Annotated in this window: 12 protein-coding genes; 6 read left to right on the top strand and 6 right to left on the bottom strand. The window is 71.0% G+C overall.

Going from position 1 to position 15,979, the window contains the following annotated elements; genetic code table 11:
- Positions 1-138: 138 nt before the first annotated feature.
- The 3 genes from ACFC51_RS19725 (at position 139) to ACFC51_RS19715 (ending at position 2,328) form a co-directional block, all read left to right on the top strand.
- Positions 139-798 carry a class I SAM-dependent methyltransferase gene (locus tag ACFC51_RS19725; protein ID WP_376369041.1) on the top strand — a complete coding sequence of 220 codons (660 nt, stop codon included), beginning with the start codon at positions 139-141 and terminating at the stop codon, positions 796-798.
- Positions 799-1,047: 249 nt separating this feature from the next.
- A complete protein-coding gene (locus tag ACFC51_RS19720) occupies positions 1,048-1,632 on the top strand; it encodes a hypothetical protein (RefSeq protein WP_376369040.1) in 585 nt (194 codons plus the stop codon).
- A gap of 159 nt (positions 1,633-1,791) precedes the next feature.
- Entirely contained in the window at positions 1,792-2,328 is a 537-nt protein-coding gene (locus ACFC51_RS19715) for an NUDIX hydrolase family protein (RefSeq protein WP_376369039.1), read from the top strand.
- A 170-nt stretch (positions 2,329-2,498) separates the two neighbouring features.
- On the opposite strand, the gene ACFC51_RS19710 is transcribed toward ACFC51_RS19715, so the two are convergent.
- Both ACFC51_RS19710 and ACFC51_RS19705 read right to left on the bottom strand, forming a co-directional pair.
- Positions 2,499-3,488: an ArsR/SmtB family transcription factor gene (locus tag ACFC51_RS19710; RefSeq protein ID WP_376369038.1), complete on the bottom strand. Its 990-nt coding sequence runs from the start codon at positions 3,486-3,488 to the stop codon at positions 2,499-2,501.
- Between the two features lie 190 nt (positions 3,489-3,678).
- Positions 3,679-4,479 (bottom strand): peptidoglycan DD-metalloendopeptidase family protein, encoded by an 801-nt coding sequence (locus ACFC51_RS19705; RefSeq protein ID WP_376369037.1) that lies wholly within the window; start codon positions 4,477-4,479, stop codon positions 3,679-3,681.
- A gap of 225 nt (positions 4,480-4,704) precedes the next feature.
- On the opposite strand from ACFC51_RS19705, the gene ACFC51_RS19700 reads away from it, so the two are divergent.
- The 3 genes from ACFC51_RS19700 (at position 4,705) to ACFC51_RS19690 (ending at position 7,941) form a co-directional block, all read left to right on the top strand.
- A complete protein-coding gene (locus ACFC51_RS19700) occupies positions 4,705-6,063 on the top strand; it encodes a hypothetical protein (protein ID WP_376529872.1) in 1,359 nt (452 codons plus the stop codon).
- A gap of 35 nt (positions 6,064-6,098) precedes the next feature.
- Positions 6,099-7,379 carry a hypothetical protein gene (locus tag ACFC51_RS19695; protein ID WP_376529870.1) on the top strand — a complete coding sequence of 427 codons (1,281 nt, stop codon included), beginning with the start codon at positions 6,099-6,101 and terminating at the stop codon, positions 7,377-7,379.
- Positions 7,380-7,533: 154 nt separating this feature from the next.
- Positions 7,534-7,941 carry a RidA family protein gene (locus ACFC51_RS19690; RefSeq protein WP_376529868.1) on the top strand — a complete coding sequence of 136 codons (408 nt, stop codon included), beginning with the start codon at positions 7,534-7,536 and terminating at the stop codon, positions 7,939-7,941.
- A gap of 157 nt (positions 7,942-8,098) precedes the next feature.
- Here ACFC51_RS19690 and ACFC51_RS19685 read toward each other — a convergent pair whose 3' ends face one another.
- From ACFC51_RS19685 to ACFC51_RS19670, 4 genes are all read right to left on the bottom strand, one after another.
- Complete coding sequence (locus ACFC51_RS19685; protein WP_376529866.1) at positions 8,099-11,743, bottom strand: tetratricopeptide repeat protein; 3,645 nt, start codon at positions 11,741-11,743, stop codon at positions 8,099-8,101.
- Between the two features lies 1 nt (position 11,744).
- Entirely contained in the window at positions 11,745-12,074 is a 330-nt protein-coding gene (locus ACFC51_RS19680; RefSeq protein ID WP_376529864.1) for a trypco2 family protein, read from the bottom strand.
- Between the two features lie 192 nt (positions 12,075-12,266).
- Positions 12,267-14,489: a CBM35 domain-containing protein gene (locus ACFC51_RS19675; RefSeq protein WP_376529862.1), complete on the bottom strand. Its 2,223-nt coding sequence runs from the start codon at positions 14,487-14,489 to the stop codon at positions 12,267-12,269.
- On the bottom strand, positions 14,486-15,676 hold the full coding sequence (locus ACFC51_RS19670; RefSeq protein ID WP_376529860.1) for an RICIN domain-containing protein: 1,191 nt from the start codon (positions 15,674-15,676) through the stop codon (positions 14,486-14,488). Before ACFC51_RS19670 ends, ACFC51_RS19675 begins: the two co-directional genes overlap by 4 nt.
- Between the last annotated feature and the right edge of the window lie 303 nt (positions 15,677-15,979).

Here is a 15,979-nt window from a genome sequence, read left to right as displayed (position 1 = left end):
CGCAAGGACACGACGGGACGCCCGCCACCGCCCTGTCCCGCCCCGGCACCCCACTGAGGGCGCAGGCCGACGGCGCACCTCCGGCCAGGTCCCGCACACCGGGCATCGAGCGGCAGCCCTTCGCCTACAGTCGTCGGCGTGCCTGATCTCTCCTACCTCGCCGCCGTCCGGGAGTCCTACGACACCGTCGCCTCCGACTACTGCGAACGGGTCAAGCCCCCGCACGAGCTGGATCCGCTGTCACGAGGGATGCTGAACGTGTTCGCGGAGGTGGTACGAACGGCCGGACTCGGGCCGGTCGCCGACCTCGGATGCGGGCCCGGCAAGGTGACGGCCTACCTGGCCGAGCAGCGCGTGGATGCGTTCGGCATCGACCTGTCACCCGCCATGGTCGAGACGGCCCGGAGGGCCTACCCGCAGCTGCGTTTCGACGTCGGCTCGATGACATCGCTCCCCATCCAGGACGACGAACTCGGTGGCGTCCTCGCGTACTACTCCACCCACCACACGCCACCGCCGTTGCTGCCTCTCCTGTTCGGTGAGTTCCACCGTGCTCTGGCTCCCGGTGGCTCTTTGATGCTGGCCGGTCACGTGGGTGCGGACCAGCATCTGCGTCCGACCCAGGCCTACGGCGGGAATCCGGTGTCCTACGAGTCCTATCTGCTGCCGCCCGACCGGATCGCCGATCTCCTGGTGGAGGCCGGACTCGTTCTCACGGCGCGTCTGGTGGAGGAACCCGGCGAGGGAGCCACAAGGACGTTCGCCACCTTCCTAGCCCACAAACCCGAAGGGTGTTGAGGCCGGGCTGTCGGAGGCTGCGCAGCGGAGCCGGTGCGCTGTATGCGGGGTTCGAACCACCGGACGGGCTTCGAGGGCATGCGCGGCGGAGGGCAAACCGGGTTCGGACACGGCACCGCACGGGGCCGGTGTGGCACCCCTCGGAACACCCTGCCCCCGGCGTTCCGCCCGAACGGGCATCGCGCGGTTCTCCGGTCCGCCGGCCTGAGTAGCATGCGCAGCATCGTTCAAGAAGAGGAGTGATGGGTTGTGACCAGCCGATCCGCCACCACACTCCGGTCGCGGTATGTCGCTCAAGCCGCGTCGGACCTGGAGGAGAACCACCGCCGACAGCAGGAACTGGCCGAAGAGCTGGCGCTGTTGAAGCAGGAGGAAGCTCTCCTCTCCGACATCCTGAACCTCGCGGAACGCCACGACGTCACGTCGGACACGTCGCGCCTGCCCGGACAGGCACAGCGCGGGGCGGTCCTCACACCCGCGCGGCCCGCAGGCGAGACCGAACCGGTGTCCGCCATCCCGCCGGGCCCCGCGTCCAAGGGGGCTGCGGGTGCGGTCGAGAAGACCCGGGAGCCCATCGCGAAGGCTGCTCCCCCGCAGCCGCTGCTCGGCGACGTCCTCCTGAAGCTGCTCAGCACCCACGAGGAGCCCCGCCTCGCGAGGGAGCTGCGCGACGAGCTGCTGGAGAAGCACCCCGGGCGGATGCCGACACCGCAGGTCGTGCGCAACACCCTGGAGTCGCTCGTGGCCAAGGGACGCATCCGGCGCCACAAGCAGCAGCGTTCCGTCATGTATGTCCTGGTCGAGACAGCCCCGGACGACGCAGGTACCGCGTGAGGGATCGGCATGCGTCCTCCCTCGTGCCGGCACGAGCCCGGGACCTCGGTCGGCCCCGGCGGTCCGGGGCGGCCGGCGACAGGAAACGGAAATAATCCCGAGCGAGATCCTGCGGCTGACACGCGTCCGGAATCGCGGCCGGGTAAGTATGATCAAGCGATGTCTGACATGACGGAAACCACGCCCGGCTGGCTCACCACGGACGAACTGGACATGGCCAGGGCCCGGATGCCCGTCCTGTACGTCGAGGCCGTCCCTGTGCGGGTGGACGAGAGCGGCGACGTCACCAGCATCGGGCTGCTCCTGCGGATCGGCACCGACGGGACCATCAGCCGCGCTCTCGTCTCCGGCCGCGTCCTGCACCACGAGCGCGTCCGTGACGCCCTGCTGCGCCACCTGGAGAAGGACCTCGGCCCCGTGGCCCTGCCGCGTGTTCCGGCGTCCCTCCAGCCCTTCACCGTTGCCGAGTACTTCCCCACCACGGGCGTCACCCCGTTCCACGATCCGCGCCAGCACGCGGTCTCCCTCGCCTACGTCGTGCCGGTGACCGGGGATTGCCGCCCGCGGCAGGACGCGCTGGACCTGGTCTGGTTCAGCCCGCAGGAGGCGGCCTCGCACGCCGTGCAGAACGAGATGCCGGGCGGCCACGGCGTGCTGCTCAAGCAGGCCCTGGCCCACATGGGGCACGCCTACTGAGACTCCGGCGGTTCCGGGCACGCCTCGGAACCGCCGGCTCGGCCGGAGGGGTCCGCCTGGGATCCGAGAGGACGGTGCAGTCGCCGCCACCCCGCTCGGAGGGTCCATCCGTGTGCCGTCCCGCTCCCCGCGACCCGACCCTGACCGAACCGGACCGTCTGCACGGCTGCTCACTGCGGAGCGGCCTCCAGCACCGCCCGGCCCAGCCCCGTCCGGTGGTGGAACACCCGTACGCCCTGACGCTGCGACAGCAGCAGGCCCGCCTCGCGCAGCACGGTGGCGTGCCGGCTCGCCGTCGACGGCGCGAGGCGCAGCGCCGCGGCGATGTCCATGGTGGTCATCGGGTGGTCCAGCATCCGGAGCAGCTCGGCACGGGTGGCACCGATGAGCTGTGCCAACGGAGCGTGGCCTCCGGTGCGGTTGCGTTCGAGCCAGCCGGGCGCCGGCGAGAGGGGGTGGACGAGGACGGGTGGCAGTTCTTCGTCGACGAGGGCGAGTGGGGCGCGCACGCAGAAGAAGCCGGGGACGAGTGTCAGCGTCCGTCCCCGCAGGCTCAGTTCACGTTCGACGGGATACGGGGCGCGGAGCCTGCCCTCCCGGTAGCGCCATCCGGGCAGGTGGTCGTACCCGGTGAGCAGGCCCTCCGCGCCGTGGCTGAGGACGGCCTGGGCGCGTACGGTCCGGTCGGCTGCCGCCTGCGCGCGCATCGCGGTGAGGTAGGGCTCGACGGCGACCTGGTGGTAGGCGCGCAGGGCCGCGCCGAGGCGGCGCAGTGCTTCGGGGGCCCCCTCGGCGAGCGTGCGCAGCCCGGCCGGGACGGGGCCCGCGGTGTGTGCGTGGAGCCGGGCGATCTCCGCGCGGAGGCGGTGCCGGGGTGTGGAGAGCAGCCGGTCGAGCCCGGTCTCCAGGTCCGTGTCCCCGCGGCCCGGTGTCAGGAAGTCGGGGAAGTAGGAGCCGTCGGGGCAGAGGCGTGTCAGCGCGCGGGTCGTGGGGACGAGACCGGCGCGCCGCAGGGAGGCGCCCACTTCGGCGCGCCACGGCCCGTAGGCGAGGGGTACCTGCCGGTTCTGGAGGAGGTGCAGGCTCAGCGCGGTCTCCCAGAGCGGGTCCACGCCGGACGCGACGCGTAAGCGGGCCAGTTCGTGGCTCGTGAAGTCCACCCGTAGCACAGCGCACCCCCGGTGGTCACGGGCGCTCGGTGAGGCCCGCCCAGCGGCACTCTACGCGCATCACTTGAGTGACGCATGCATGTCAGCGAGTGGAGACGAGGGGCGGTGTCCGTTCGGCTGGAATGCACGACGGCCCGACCGGAACTCGCCCCGGCCGGACCACGTGCACCACCGCCGCGGATCAGCAGATCGGCACGCCGGGCAGCTGCGCGGCGGGGTGATCGATGTAGATGTTGCTGATGAACCCGTTCTGGTCGCGCAGCTTGCTCCACCAGTTGTTGCTGTATCCCTCGGCGTTGACCGTGTCGCCCTGCTTCTGGCACAGCACGCGCACGGCTGTCGGTCCGGCGAGGGTGGTCACCACGGGCGCGCTGACGCGGGCGTCGGCACGGACGTTCACACCGCTGCCCCAGGTGTTGAACGGCACGCCACTGCCGCCGCAGCCGTTGTCACTGGTGAGGTAGGCCTGGTTGTAGCTGCCGGGGTAGGAGAGGCCGGCACCGTTGATGACGATGTTCTGGCCCACCCCGTTGAGCAGTTGCTCGTAGTGGATGTGGGCCCCCGAGGAGTTTCCGGTGCTGCCGGTCACACCGATCTGCTGCCCCTGGGCCACGGACGCGCCGCTCGGTACGGAGTACGCGGAGAGGTGGAAGTAGTACGTCGTCCAGCCGCCGCCGTGGTCGATGGCTATGTAGTTCCCGGCACCGCTCGGCTGCGAGTACCGGGTCGCCGTGCCGGCCGCCGATGCGAGCACCGGAGTGCCCGCCGTCGTGCCGCCGTCGGCGCGTACGAAGTCGAGCGCACGGCGCACCTCGGCGGAGTGGTGGCTGTACGTCCATCGCTGGCCGCAGGGGTAGGGCGCCTTGAAGACCGGCGCCGCCGTGGCACCGGTCTCCCCGGCCTGCGCCGGGACCGCAGAGAGGCCGGTCAGGGCCATCAGGGCCACGACGAACAGGGCGGGAAGACGTCTGAGAAACCTCACGAATGCTCCTAGGTGGGGGAGGCGGCCCGGACGCGGCCGGGCCGAGGCGCGGTGAGACGTCGGGAACGTAGCGGGGGCCCGTCCCGCTGACAAGCGTGCGTCGCCCTCCTTCGACCAGGAACGAATTCCTTGCGCCTCCCACCCGGCCGCTCCACCGTGGCGTCCACGTGCCACAGCGTCACCGGACCGCCGGCCCGGTGCGTCCGTGCCCCGAAGGAGCCCCCCATGCCTTCGCTCCGTCCAGCCCGCCGGGCGTCGTTCCTCGGCGCCGCTCTCACGACCACCGCAGGACTCCTGCTCACACTGACGGGGGCCGCTGCGGCCTCACCCGCCGTGGCCCCGGCCGCTCCCGCCTCGCCTGCCGCCGTCCGCAGCGGTCCGTCGGCCGCGCCTCCGCCCGCCGGACCCGCGCTGGCGGGACCCGAAGCCGAGCCGGCGACGACCGGAACGGAGAACCACAGCGTCGTGGACATACCCGCCGACGTCACAGCGGGCGTCGCGGTGTTCGACCGGCTCACCGGCCGCTTCACCGAATCCGTCCAGGCGGACCGCGCCTTCCGATCCGCGTCCGTGGTCAAGTTGCTGCTCGCACTGGACTTCCTGTGGAACCGGGGACCCGGTTACGAGGTGCCGCAGGCGGACCGGGACAGGCTCGATGCCATGCTGAGCAGGAGTGACGACGCCGCCGCCGGCCACTACTGGTCCGCGGGTGGCGGCAGCGCGGTCATCTCCCGCATGGTGCCTCGTCTGGCTCTCACCGGTACGGCACCGCCGCCGGCCGGCTACCCGGGTTACTGGGGCTATACGGCGACCACGGCCGCCGACACCGTCCGCGTCTACCGCTACCTCCTCGACACGGCACCGGCACCGGTGCGCGATCTCGTCCTGGGAGCCCTGCACCGCTCCGAGCGGTGCGCAGCCGACGGCTTCGACCAGGGATTCGGGCTGCCGTCCGCGTTCGACGGCCCCATGGCCGTCAAGCAGGGATGGTCCGGCTTCAGCTCCGGCGGCTGCGTCTCCTCGGGGACGCCGACTCCCGCGCCCTCACGCGTCGCCGGCCAGGACCCCCGTGCGTCCAGACCGGCGAACGGTGTCGAGGGAGGCGGTACCCGCCGTGGGACCGGTGCCACGCCGCCCTCCGGGGGCGCCTCCGCCGATGCGGTGGACCTGACGTCCGAGGCGCTCCACACCACCGGCACCGTGGGGCCGGACGACCGGACGGTGGTCGCGGTGCTCACCCTGCACCCTGACGGCACCCCGTACGGAACCGCCTACAGCAAGGTCACCGCCCTCACCGGTTCCCTGAACGTGCCCGGGGCCGTACGCCCTTCCGGCACCCGGTTCAGCACCTGGGGCAGTGGCGTCCGTGTCCGCGCGGCCGCCACGACCTCCTCCACCGCCCTCACCACGCTGCCTGCCGGAGTGGACGTCCTCGTCGCCTGCCAGCAGCAGGGCGGTCAGGTGTCGGTGCCGCCCTACGTCAACGACTGGTGGGCGTATCTGCCCCAGTACGGCGGCTGGATCACCAACGTCTACGTCACCTCCCCGGGCAACACGCTTCCGGGCGTGCCCCGCTGCTCATGACGCCTTCCCCGCCCCCACCGAGAAGGAGGCGCACCGTGCGCCGCAACCAGAGACCGAACGCCCCCACTCTCCCCGTACGCCGAGGAGCGGCCGTCCTCGCGTCGCTGTCGGCCGTCGTGGCTCTGACCCTCACGGCCGGACCGGCCGCCGCCCGCGACGCCGTACCCGCAACCGCGTCTCTCGGGACCGTCAGCTGGCAGGCGGACCTGTCCGCACCGGCGGCGGACACGACGAATCTCAGCCGCACCGACGGCGGACTGCGTCTCCACGACCCCGGCCTGAGGCCCGCTTCCTCCCGCTCCACTCAGGGGCAGGGCACGATCCTGCTTCCCGTACGTGTGCTCGACCGCGCCGTCGACCGGATCGCGACCGACCTCGAGGCCACCGTCCCCGGCGGAGCACGGGTCGCCGTCGACGTACGCGGACGGGACGGGCTCGGCCGGTGGACCGAATGGCGCGAGGCGCGCGACGGCAGCCCCGCCCTGCTGCCCCGGGCGGTCACGCGTGTGCAGACCCGGATCACCCTGAACGCCGCACCGAAGGGCGCCGCACCGGTCGTCAGTTCCCTGCGTCTGACCGCCGGACTCGACGGCACGCCGAGGAAGGCCGAGGCCGCGGAGGCCCTCTCGGCCACGGTGTACGCGACCCGGGAGGGCCTGGTCGGCGGCACCACGGCGAACGGGCATGTGATCGTTCCGAACGACCACTTCGTGGCGTTGCCCTCCCGGCGTGGCCTCTCCCCGAAGGGCAGCGGGCAGTACTCGGTGCGCGTCTGCGGGCCGGTGCGCTGCGAGACCGCCCCGGTGTGGGACGTCGGTCCGTGGAACACCCGTGACGACTACTGGAATCCGTCCTCCGTCCGCGAGTCCTTCAAGGACCTGCCGCAGGGCAGGCCCGAAGCTCAGGCCGCCTACCAGAACGGCTACAACGGCGGATTGGACGGGTCGGGCCGCCGGGTGCTCAACCCGGCCGGCATAGACCTGGCCGACGGGACCTTCTACAACGTCGGCCTGAACAACAACGGCTGGGTGACCGTCACGTATCTCTGGACCGGCACCGGCGCCCCGACCAAGTCGTTCCCGACCTGGGGCACCGCCGTCAACATCCGTCAGCAGGCCACCAGCGCCTCCACCCGCGTCGCCCAGCTCCCCGGCCCCACCACGGTGCGCGTGCAGTGCCAGGTGCACGGCCAGCTCGTCGAGGCCGACGGCCACAGCAACGACGCGTGGTCCTACCTGCCGGACTACGGCGGATACATATCGAACATCTTCATCGATGTCGCCGACAGCTGGCTGCCCGGCGTGCCCAACTGCTGACCCCTCACGTCCGGATCACGGACCCGCGCGCCGGCGCGGGTCCGTCGGCGTACGTGCGCGGATCCTCGGTGCACCGGAAAAGGAAGCGCGGGAGAGGGTCCCCCGCTGGCAGGATGGCCACGCCCTCGTCTCCCGTGGAAGGACCCGACACACCGTGGCCAGTGCCGTCACCCTGATCCGTTCCGCCTCCCTGTCCCAGGTCGCGGAGTACGCCTACGCGGCGACGGCGCCCGCCGAATCACGCCTGATCTTCCTCGCCGGGGCGTGCCCGCTGAACGAGGACGGCTCCACGGCGGCGGTCGGGGACTACGCGGGCCAGGCGGCGAAGGCCGTCGAGAACATGCGGATCGCCCTCGCCGCGTCCGGCGCGACACTCCAGGACGTCATCTGCACACGGGTTCTCGTCGCCTCGTCGCGCCAGGAGGACCTGGTCACCGCGTGGAAGGTGGTCCGGGAGGCGTTCGCCGACCACGACGTGCCCAGCACCCTGATGGGCGTCACCGTGCTCGGCTACAGGGACCAGCTGGTCGAGATCGAGGCTGTCGCCGCGGTGCTCGACTGAGAGCGGGAGGCGACGGGCTCCCGAGCTGCTCCCCTGGTACCCGAGGACCATGTGCGAGGCCAGGTCCGGGGGCGACGACAGTACGTCACACCTGAGCAGCCGAAGTCACCGGGCGCTGCTCAGCCCGTCCTCCGCACCGGCCCCAGGAACCGTCGGTTCAAGCCTTCGGTCCGGAGACTGTCCGGGTACCTCCAGGCCGCGGACCGTCCCCGAGGGCGATCTCCCGGCGCACCTCCGCAATGGTCTCCGGATCCCCTTCGACGTCGATGAGGATGTCCAGCGCTTCGTGCCGGTGGGCCGTCGCCCCTTCGGTGTCGCCGCCGGCGCCCAGGGTCTCGGCGAGGTTGAGCAGAGATGTCGCCTCACCGGCCTGGTCCCCTGCCGCCCTGCAGATGGCGATGTCTTCGAGGATCGCCTCCGCCGACTCCTCGTATCGCTGGAGCTCACGCAGACCGATGCCCAGGTTGTTCAGCGCGCAGCCCTGCCTCACTTCATCACCCGCGCTCCTCAGGACCTCCGCCGCGGATCGCAGTGCGGCGACGGATTCGTCGTACCTCTCCGCAGTCGCGAAGCTGTTGCCCGCGTTGAAACGGAGTCTTCCTTCCCAGTCCGGGTGCCGGGCCCCGCCTGCCAGTTCGGCCGCCCGCAGGAGCACCTCCCCGGCATCTCCACGATCGGTGATCCGGTCGGCTGCGAGCATCGCCAGGATGATCTGGTTCTCCCCGGCATCCGGCTCATCCGCGTCGGGATGCGCCGCGAAATGCACGGCGGCGCGCACATGGCCGACGACCGATTCGGCAAGCGCGCCCGTCTGCGATTGGCAGAAGGCCAGGTTGTTCATCACCTGGGCGGCGTGCGTCTGGTTCTCGACACTTCCGGAGCAGGCGACGGCACGGCAGCTGACATCCAGGAGGGCGCTGTAGTCCTCGATCTCCTGGAGCGCCCTGCCTGCCTCTGCGAGGGCAACGAACTCACGCGCCGGTTCTCCCACGTCGTGGCAGAGTTCCGCGACACCGCTCCACACCTCTGCCGCCTCATCCTGACGGCCCGATGCGGCCAGGACGCCGCCCAGGTTCGCCGCTGTCGTGATGCCCATGTGCGGGAAGCCGTACTCCCGGAACAGGTCCACCGACCGCCGGAAAGCGGCTATGGACTGATCCTTCTCGCCCATGTCCGACAGCGCGTTACCGAGATTGTTCAGACAGACCGCCTCCAGGTAGGTGGAGCCCCCCACGGCGCCCACTGCTTCCGCCGCGCGGCGGTGCGCCTCCGCAGCCTCTTCCGGCCGGTCGAGCAGGCGCAAGGAGTTGCCGAGGCTGGTCAGCGCGGAGCTCTTGTTGCCGAGATCTCCCACTTCGTCGAACAGCGAGACAGCCGCCCGGGACTGCGCCACGGCCTCCGGCAACCGGCCCGCTCCGCGGTAGGCCATGCTGAGCGTCAGACGCACCACGCCTTCGCGCTCCGGCATGCTGCGGGTGACCCCCAGCATCGAGCGCAACGGTGCCACGGCTTCCTGCGGTCTGCCTGCGCTGATCAGCGCGCCTGTATGGATGACAAGGGCGTTCAGCTGGGTAGCAGGGTTGTCTTCCGCCCGTGCCCATTCGACCACCCTCTCGGTAAGGGGAAGGAACTCCTTGCCAAGATCGGGGTGCGCGATGATCTCGAGCTGGGGGAAGACGATGTCGAAGGCGACATCGCCCCGTCCGTCCGACAGGGCGAGCAGACCCACCGCGATGGCGTTCGTCCGTTCCGAGTTCAACCAGTTCATGGCCTCCTGGCTGCTCGCGAACTCCCCCTCCCGCCCGAGCGCTTGCGCACCGGACAACGCGCGGCTCGCGGCATGGACACGGCTCTGGTAGAAGGCGTAGAGCCGCTTACGGACGGCCTCGGACTCCACGGGATGCCGCCCCGCCTGTTCCTGCGCGTAGATCCGCAGCAGGCTGTGCATGGCCCAGGCGTCCGTCGCTCCCGGAACGATCACACTCTCAACGAGATGGGCCCGGGCGAGCGACCGCAGTGCGCGCCTGGCGACGGGCGGGGTGCGGTCGACGAGTGCGGCCGCCGTCACGCCGGCCACGTGTGATCCAGGGTGGACCGACAGCGACCGGAAGGTCTGGGCCTGGCCCTCCGTGAGACGCCGGTACGAGACGTCGAAGGCCGCACGGACAGGTGCGTCGATGCCGTCCGAGGAGAGGGCGTCCAGGCGCATACGTGTGTCCGCGAGCTCGTCGGCCAGGTCACCCGCCGTCAGATTCCGTTCAGGTCCCAGCAATGAGGCCATGGTGTGCAGGGCGAGTGGCAGCCCTCCGCACAGCTCGGCCACGCGCAGGGTGTCCCGGCTCCGCTCGGCGAAGCGCCTGTCGGCCGGGTGAGCGATGCGCAGACATACGTCGATCAGTGTCACCGACTCGTCTGCTGGTAGCACCGCCAGCTGCACCAGTCCGGCATCCAGCCCGGTCAGCACGTCCCGCGACGTGATGACCATGCGGTGACGCGACGGGCCGGGCACCAGTTCGGCCACCTGCCCGACGTCCGCGACATCGTCGAGCACGACGAGAACCGGGGTTCCGTTGCGCTCGAGCCCGGTCAGCAGCTCGTGCCAGATCTCCGCTGCGTGCTCGGGATCGCCGGCCACCCCTCCGAGGCCGAAGGCGCCGAGCAGGCGTCCCGCCAGGTCGGTGGCGCCGACAGCTGGGCCGGGCCCGTACCCGCGAGCGTTCAGGAAGCACATTCCTCCCCGGAACCATCCGCGTCCGTGTGCCTCACGGGCCGCGTGGAGTGCCAGAGCCGTCTTGCCGACCCCTCCCATGCCCGTGATCAGTACGGACGTCGCCGAAGGGCCGGCGGTCTCCCTGGGTTCGAGGAACTCCAGCACCGTACGCTCTTCGGCGTTCCGCCCGACAAATGCCGTGGGCGCAGGCGGCAGCCGCACCGGTGTGCGCCGCGCCGTGACCGGCAGGTGGTCCGGCAAGGCCCCGGTGTCCGGCCCTGTGGCTGGGTCCGCGCCCACCGCACGGCCCGACCACAGGCCGCCGACCGTGCCCTCCGGGGCCGCTGCGTCCGAGGTCGGCGGCCACATGAGGCCGGCGGACGGGACCGGGCCGCCTGGGCCGCCGGCTTCCGGTATGTCCTCGATCCGAAGCGGACCGGCGCCGTACCGGCTCAGCAAGGACGCAAACGCGGTGTCCAGGGCGAAGGCCTCCGTGGGGCAGGCGTGCAGACGCCGGTTGTCGTACTCGGCGTCGTCCCGCACGACGATGCCGACGAGAAAGCCGTGACAGAACACTGCAGCCCCGGAGACACCGGCCCAGGCCCGTTCGGCCGCGCCGCCCGGGCGAGCGCGAGGCCCGGCGGCCTGGTCCAGGACGAACATACCGCCGGGTCCCGTCGACAGGGGCGGCAGAACGCCACGCAGAGTCTCCACGCCGCGCTCGTCGTCGGCGTACTCGGCGAGTCGCGGGTAGCCCAGGCCCTCGTACGGCAAAGGGCGCACACCGGTGGGCCGTCCCCAGCGGACGGGCATGGAATCGGGAATCTCCACGGCTTCACGCAGCCGCACCAGGGCGACGTCCGAGTCCGCACCGCCGGTCCAGCAGACCCCGCCGTCACGCCACACGGCAGGTGCACGCCGCGGGTGGCCGATGCGCAGGTCGATGCGAGGGTGGGGCTCGCCCGTCCCCGCATCGACCACAGTGTGGCGGGCGGTCAGGACCAGTCGCGGAGCGACGAGGTAACCCGTCCCGACGGAACGGGTACTCCGTTCGTCGCCTGCCCGGATGTCCGCGAGCCGCCGTGGCTCCACCTCATCGGGTCCAAGGACGCGACTGCTGCCGGTTCACCTCGGCGTTGCGCCCGCCCAACGCCTCGTCCCGCACCTTCAGCTTCAAGGTGAGGCGGTGCGTGCGTGCGCTCGCCACGCTGCCGTCGACGCCTGCGGTGACGACCCCGAAGGCGAACTTGACCCCTGGCTTCACGTCCTTGCGCAGTTCCAGCAACAGCTCCAGCTGGGCCTCTTCGATCTCGAACCGCAGTTGTTGGTTCGCCCCGGCGTCCTGAGCGGTTCCCAGTTCTCGGCGGAGTTCCTCGATGGCCTGGGCCAGACCGGTTTCCTCCGTCTCGTTTCCGTCCGTCATGTGCGCCCCTCCGACAGCATGGCGAACTGCGTCTCACCCGCGCTCGGCCTCATCCACGCCCCCATGTCCGACTCCCCTGCTCCGAAGGTCACTTCGGTGCGTCCGCCACACTACCGTCCGTGGACCCGCCCCCGGAGTGCCCACAGTACGAACCGATCCGGCGCGGCAGGCAGGGACCGCCGCGCCGTCCGGTCAGCCGGGCCGCAGGGCCGCCCAGTCGATCTCGGCGTACCCCTGGCCCTTGGTCAGCCGGATCCGGTTCGTGCCCTCGCTCAGGGTGACGCGCACGGTGGCGGCCCTCGCCACGGCGTCCTGCCGCGCGGTCCCGAGCCACGCCCCCGTGGAGGGGTAGCTGATCCGGCCCGCGTCCACGCCGTTCACGGTGACGATGTGGTCGGCGACGCCCGCCAGGCCGTTGGCGTATCCGACGTCCAGCAGGAAGCTGCCGCTCCGGGGCGCGTCGACCGTGAACTCCACCGCGCTCGTCGGACGGTCGATACCTCCGACGTAGTCGGGGAACTCGTTCCACTGGTAGTGCCGGGTGGCCGCGTCCGTCACCGTGGCGTTCTCGGCCTCGTAGCGATGGGTGTCCGCCCGGACGTCGATGTAGTCCACCTCGGCGTGGCCGAGGCCTTTGGAGAGGGTGACGGTGTTGCTGCCGGCCGACAGTGCCACGCGTGTGGTCGCGGTGCGCATGGTGGTGTTCGCCCAGCCGCCGGTCGCCTCGTACTCCACCTCCCCCTGTCGCTCGCTCCCGACGGTGACGGTGTGACTCGCCGGTCCGGTGGTGCCGTTGGCGTAGCGCACGGTCATCGTGTGGATCCCCGCCTTCGCCGCCTCCACGGTGAAGGCGACGGCACTGTCCGCGCGGTCGATCCCGCCGACGTAGCCGCGCCCCGAGGCCAGCGCCGTATCACTGCCCAGATGGGGCACGACTCCGGTGCCGCGTGCGTCCTCGGCCTCGTACTTGCCGGGGCGGCCGGTGGGCGTGGAGGCGGGCCGGACCGTGATCCGGTAGCCGTTGAGGCGTTCCATCCGGCGGATCGGGACGGTCAGGTGACCACCGGAGTCCAGGGTGAGCACCTTGTCGTAGATGTTGTACGGGGCGCTCTGGGGGTCTCCGGCGCGGTCAGGCCGCGTGTCGGTGGCCAGCGGGTCGGTGGTCCACAAGGCGTAGTCCACGCTGACCCTGACCTGCGGCCCCAGGCCACGGGCGGCCAGTCCGAGCAGCCTCACGTCGATGTCCCCGTCCTCGCCACCCGCCAGGACGGTCACGGTCCGGGCGTCGGGGTCCCAGGAGGCGACACCGTCGGCCGCCTGGTAGTGACGGGTGTCCCACCGGCTGACGGCGAGCTGGGTCCCGCGCATCTCACGGAACCAGTTCATCGCGTACCAGCCGCCGTTGGGCCGCAGCCCGCCCGCCGTGCGGCGCAGGGTGTTCCCGAGGAGACCTGGGTTGGTGTAGATGCCCATGGCCGCGGAGTCGACCCCGTAGCGCGCGAACTCCGCCCAGTGTTTGATCATCGTGCCGGGCACACCTTCGAACTCGCCGTTGCCCGGGCCGTACTCCTCGATCATCACGGGGCGGGGCGAGATACCGAGCTCCTTCTCCAGGGGCCGGTAGTAGCGGGTCAGCGCCTCGGGCACGTCTCCCGGGCTGGGTCCCAGGCTGTGCCAGCCGATGATGTCGGGGAGGGTGCCGGTGTTCTTCGCGTTGACGAGGAAGGCCCGCATTCGGGGCTGGCGGTCCGCGGACTCCCAGGGGTTGTAGTGCTCGTAGTTGGGGCCCATGACCTTCACCGTCGGATCGGTGGCCCGGATGCGGCGCACGGTCTCGGTCCAGAGCCAGTTGACCTTGGCGTCGTAGGTGGCGCCCTGGACCCTGGGGTCGGTCATGAACGGGCTGTCCGCCTGGGGGCCCAGCTTGTTGTCCGGTTCGTTGAGGGGTGCGACGGAGTGGAGCACGTCCTTGTACTTCTGGACGGAGCGGGTCGCACTGTCCACCTTGCCCATCCAGTCCTCGACGCCCTTCCAGACGTAGGGCCAGCCGCCCATGAGGTCGTTGTACCGGGCGACCATCTTCACCCCCGTGCCGCGCAGTCGGCCGGCCACGGCCTCGGTGGAGCTCGGATAGGAGGTGTCCCCGTCCAGGCTCTGGTGCTGGGAGAGCAGCACCTGGGACCCGTCGGCGAGCGTGGCGGGGGTGTCCGGGGTGGTCGTGACTCCGAAGAGGGTGCCGAGCCCGGCCTTCTTCAGAGGACCGGACTGCTGCCCGGTGTCCACGGTGATGACCTCCGGCTCCCCCGCCGCCGCTGCGGGGTCGGGGCTCCGGCCGGCCGCAGGGCCGGAGAGGGTCACCGCGAGCACCGCGGAGGCGAGCAGCGCGGTCAGCCTCAGTCCGCTGCGGGCGCTCATCCGACGTCCCACTTCATGTTCTCGCCGCCCCAGCAGTCCCAGATCTGGATCCGGGTGCCGTTGCCGGTCCCCTGGCCGGCGGCTTCGAGGCAGCGCCCGGAGTTGGGGTTGCGGAGCGTCCCGTCGCTGCCCAGCGTCCACTTCTGGTTGGCCCCGCCCCAGCAGTCCCACAGCCCGACGCCGGAGCCGTTGGCGCGGGCACCCGCTCCGCCCGCGACCTCCAGGCACTTGCCGAACGCCCGCAGTGTCCCGTCGGATGCGAGGGTCCACTGCTGAGGTGCTCCGCCCCAGCAGTCCCACAGGATCACCGGGGTGCCGTTGGTGCTGCTGCCGCCCGAGACGTCCAGGCAGCGCTTGCTCTGCCGCCCGACGACCGCCTTCGCGCCGCCCGCCGCGCCGTTCGCCGAGAAGGAGAAGTCGTCGACGGCGAGCCCCGCCCCGCCGACCCAGGGTTCGAAGCCTGCCTGCACGCTGGTCAGGTACCAGGAGCTCTGGATCTGCCCCCGCGCCACGGCGTCGTCGGTGAAGGACCGTACGGCGAAGTCCAGCGAGCCGGTTCCCGCGGTGCGGACGTAGGAGACGACGTTCCAGCCGATGTTGCCGACCCAGACGTCCCAGTCGGCGCCCTCGATCCGGGTGGTGGCGACCTTCGAGCCGATGGGCTGCGGACGGCCCCGGTGGTCGAGCCAGATCATGAGCTCGGCACCCGTGTTCTGGCCGTCCGTACGGGGGGTCGGGTCGAACCACAGGTCGTAGGAGGCGTTCCACTCCCCCGAGGCGGGACGTGTCATGGCGACAGAGCTGCGCGCCCCCGCCGCGTCGGAGACCCGGAGCGGCAGTCCGCTGCCGGTGGTGCAGTTGCCGTAGTGGCAGCCCGCGTAGATCGACGGATATCCGGCGGGGACGTTGTTCGTGGGGTTGTTGTGGTCGGCCGCCGTGATGGCGAACCCCCGGTCGCGTACCTCGACGCACTGGCGAGTGGACGCACCCCAGCGGTTGTTCTGGACGACGTATCGCCCCTGCTGGATGGTGGCGGAGGCGTACTGATCGCACAGGGTCGTCGCCGCCGCAGCGGTGGGCGCCACCGCGAGGTACGTGCCGAACACGGCGGCCAGGAGGGACAGCAGGGCGGCCCAGGTACGGAGGGCGGTCGGAGCACGGCTCGGGTTTCGCGGCTGCGTCGGCAATGCATTCGCCTCTCTGCGCTATGCCTCAGGAACGAGGCGAGGGGGAAGCACTCCTCCGGAAGGGAGCGCTCCCATGCGCCCTGAATTCTGCACACCGGCCACCGGCTGAGGAAGTCGCGGTCGGAAATCCTCGAATTCTCGACAGATCTGCCGGTAGGAGCAGCAGTTGATTTCGCGACCCGATGGACGCCTTCGAGCCACACGCATGTATACGACACCGGGGAGGGTGCGGAGCATCTCTGTGTTCTCCCTCCCCGAATCGAGGCCGAGTGGCCGGAATCGGACCTTCCCGTCTCGAAACCA

The organism is Streptomyces sp. NPDC055962 (assembly GCF_042270185.1).
GTDB lineage: Bacteria > Actinomycetota > Actinomycetes > Streptomycetales > Streptomycetaceae > Streptomyces.
Note: the sequence above shows the minus strand (reverse complement) of the source record. Positions and strands in the feature narration are given on the sequence as shown.

Excerpts from the sequence above, each read along its gene's own strand:
- ACFC51_RS19715 (WP_376369039.1), top strand. The coding sequence starts at position 1,792 with ATGTCTGACATGACGGAAACCACGCCCGGCTGGCTCACCACGGACGAA.
- ACFC51_RS19700 (WP_376529872.1), top strand. The coding sequence starts at position 4,705 with ATGCCTTCGCTCCGTCCAGCCCGCCGGGCGTCGTTCCTCGGCGCCGCT.
- ACFC51_RS19680 (WP_376529864.1), bottom strand. The coding sequence starts at position 12,074 with ATGACGGACGGAAACGAGACGGAGGAAACCGGTCTGGCCCAGGCCATC.
- ACFC51_RS19675 (WP_376529862.1), bottom strand. The coding sequence starts at position 14,489 with ATGAGCGCCCGCAGCGGACTGAGGCTGACCGCGCTGCTCGCCTCCGCG.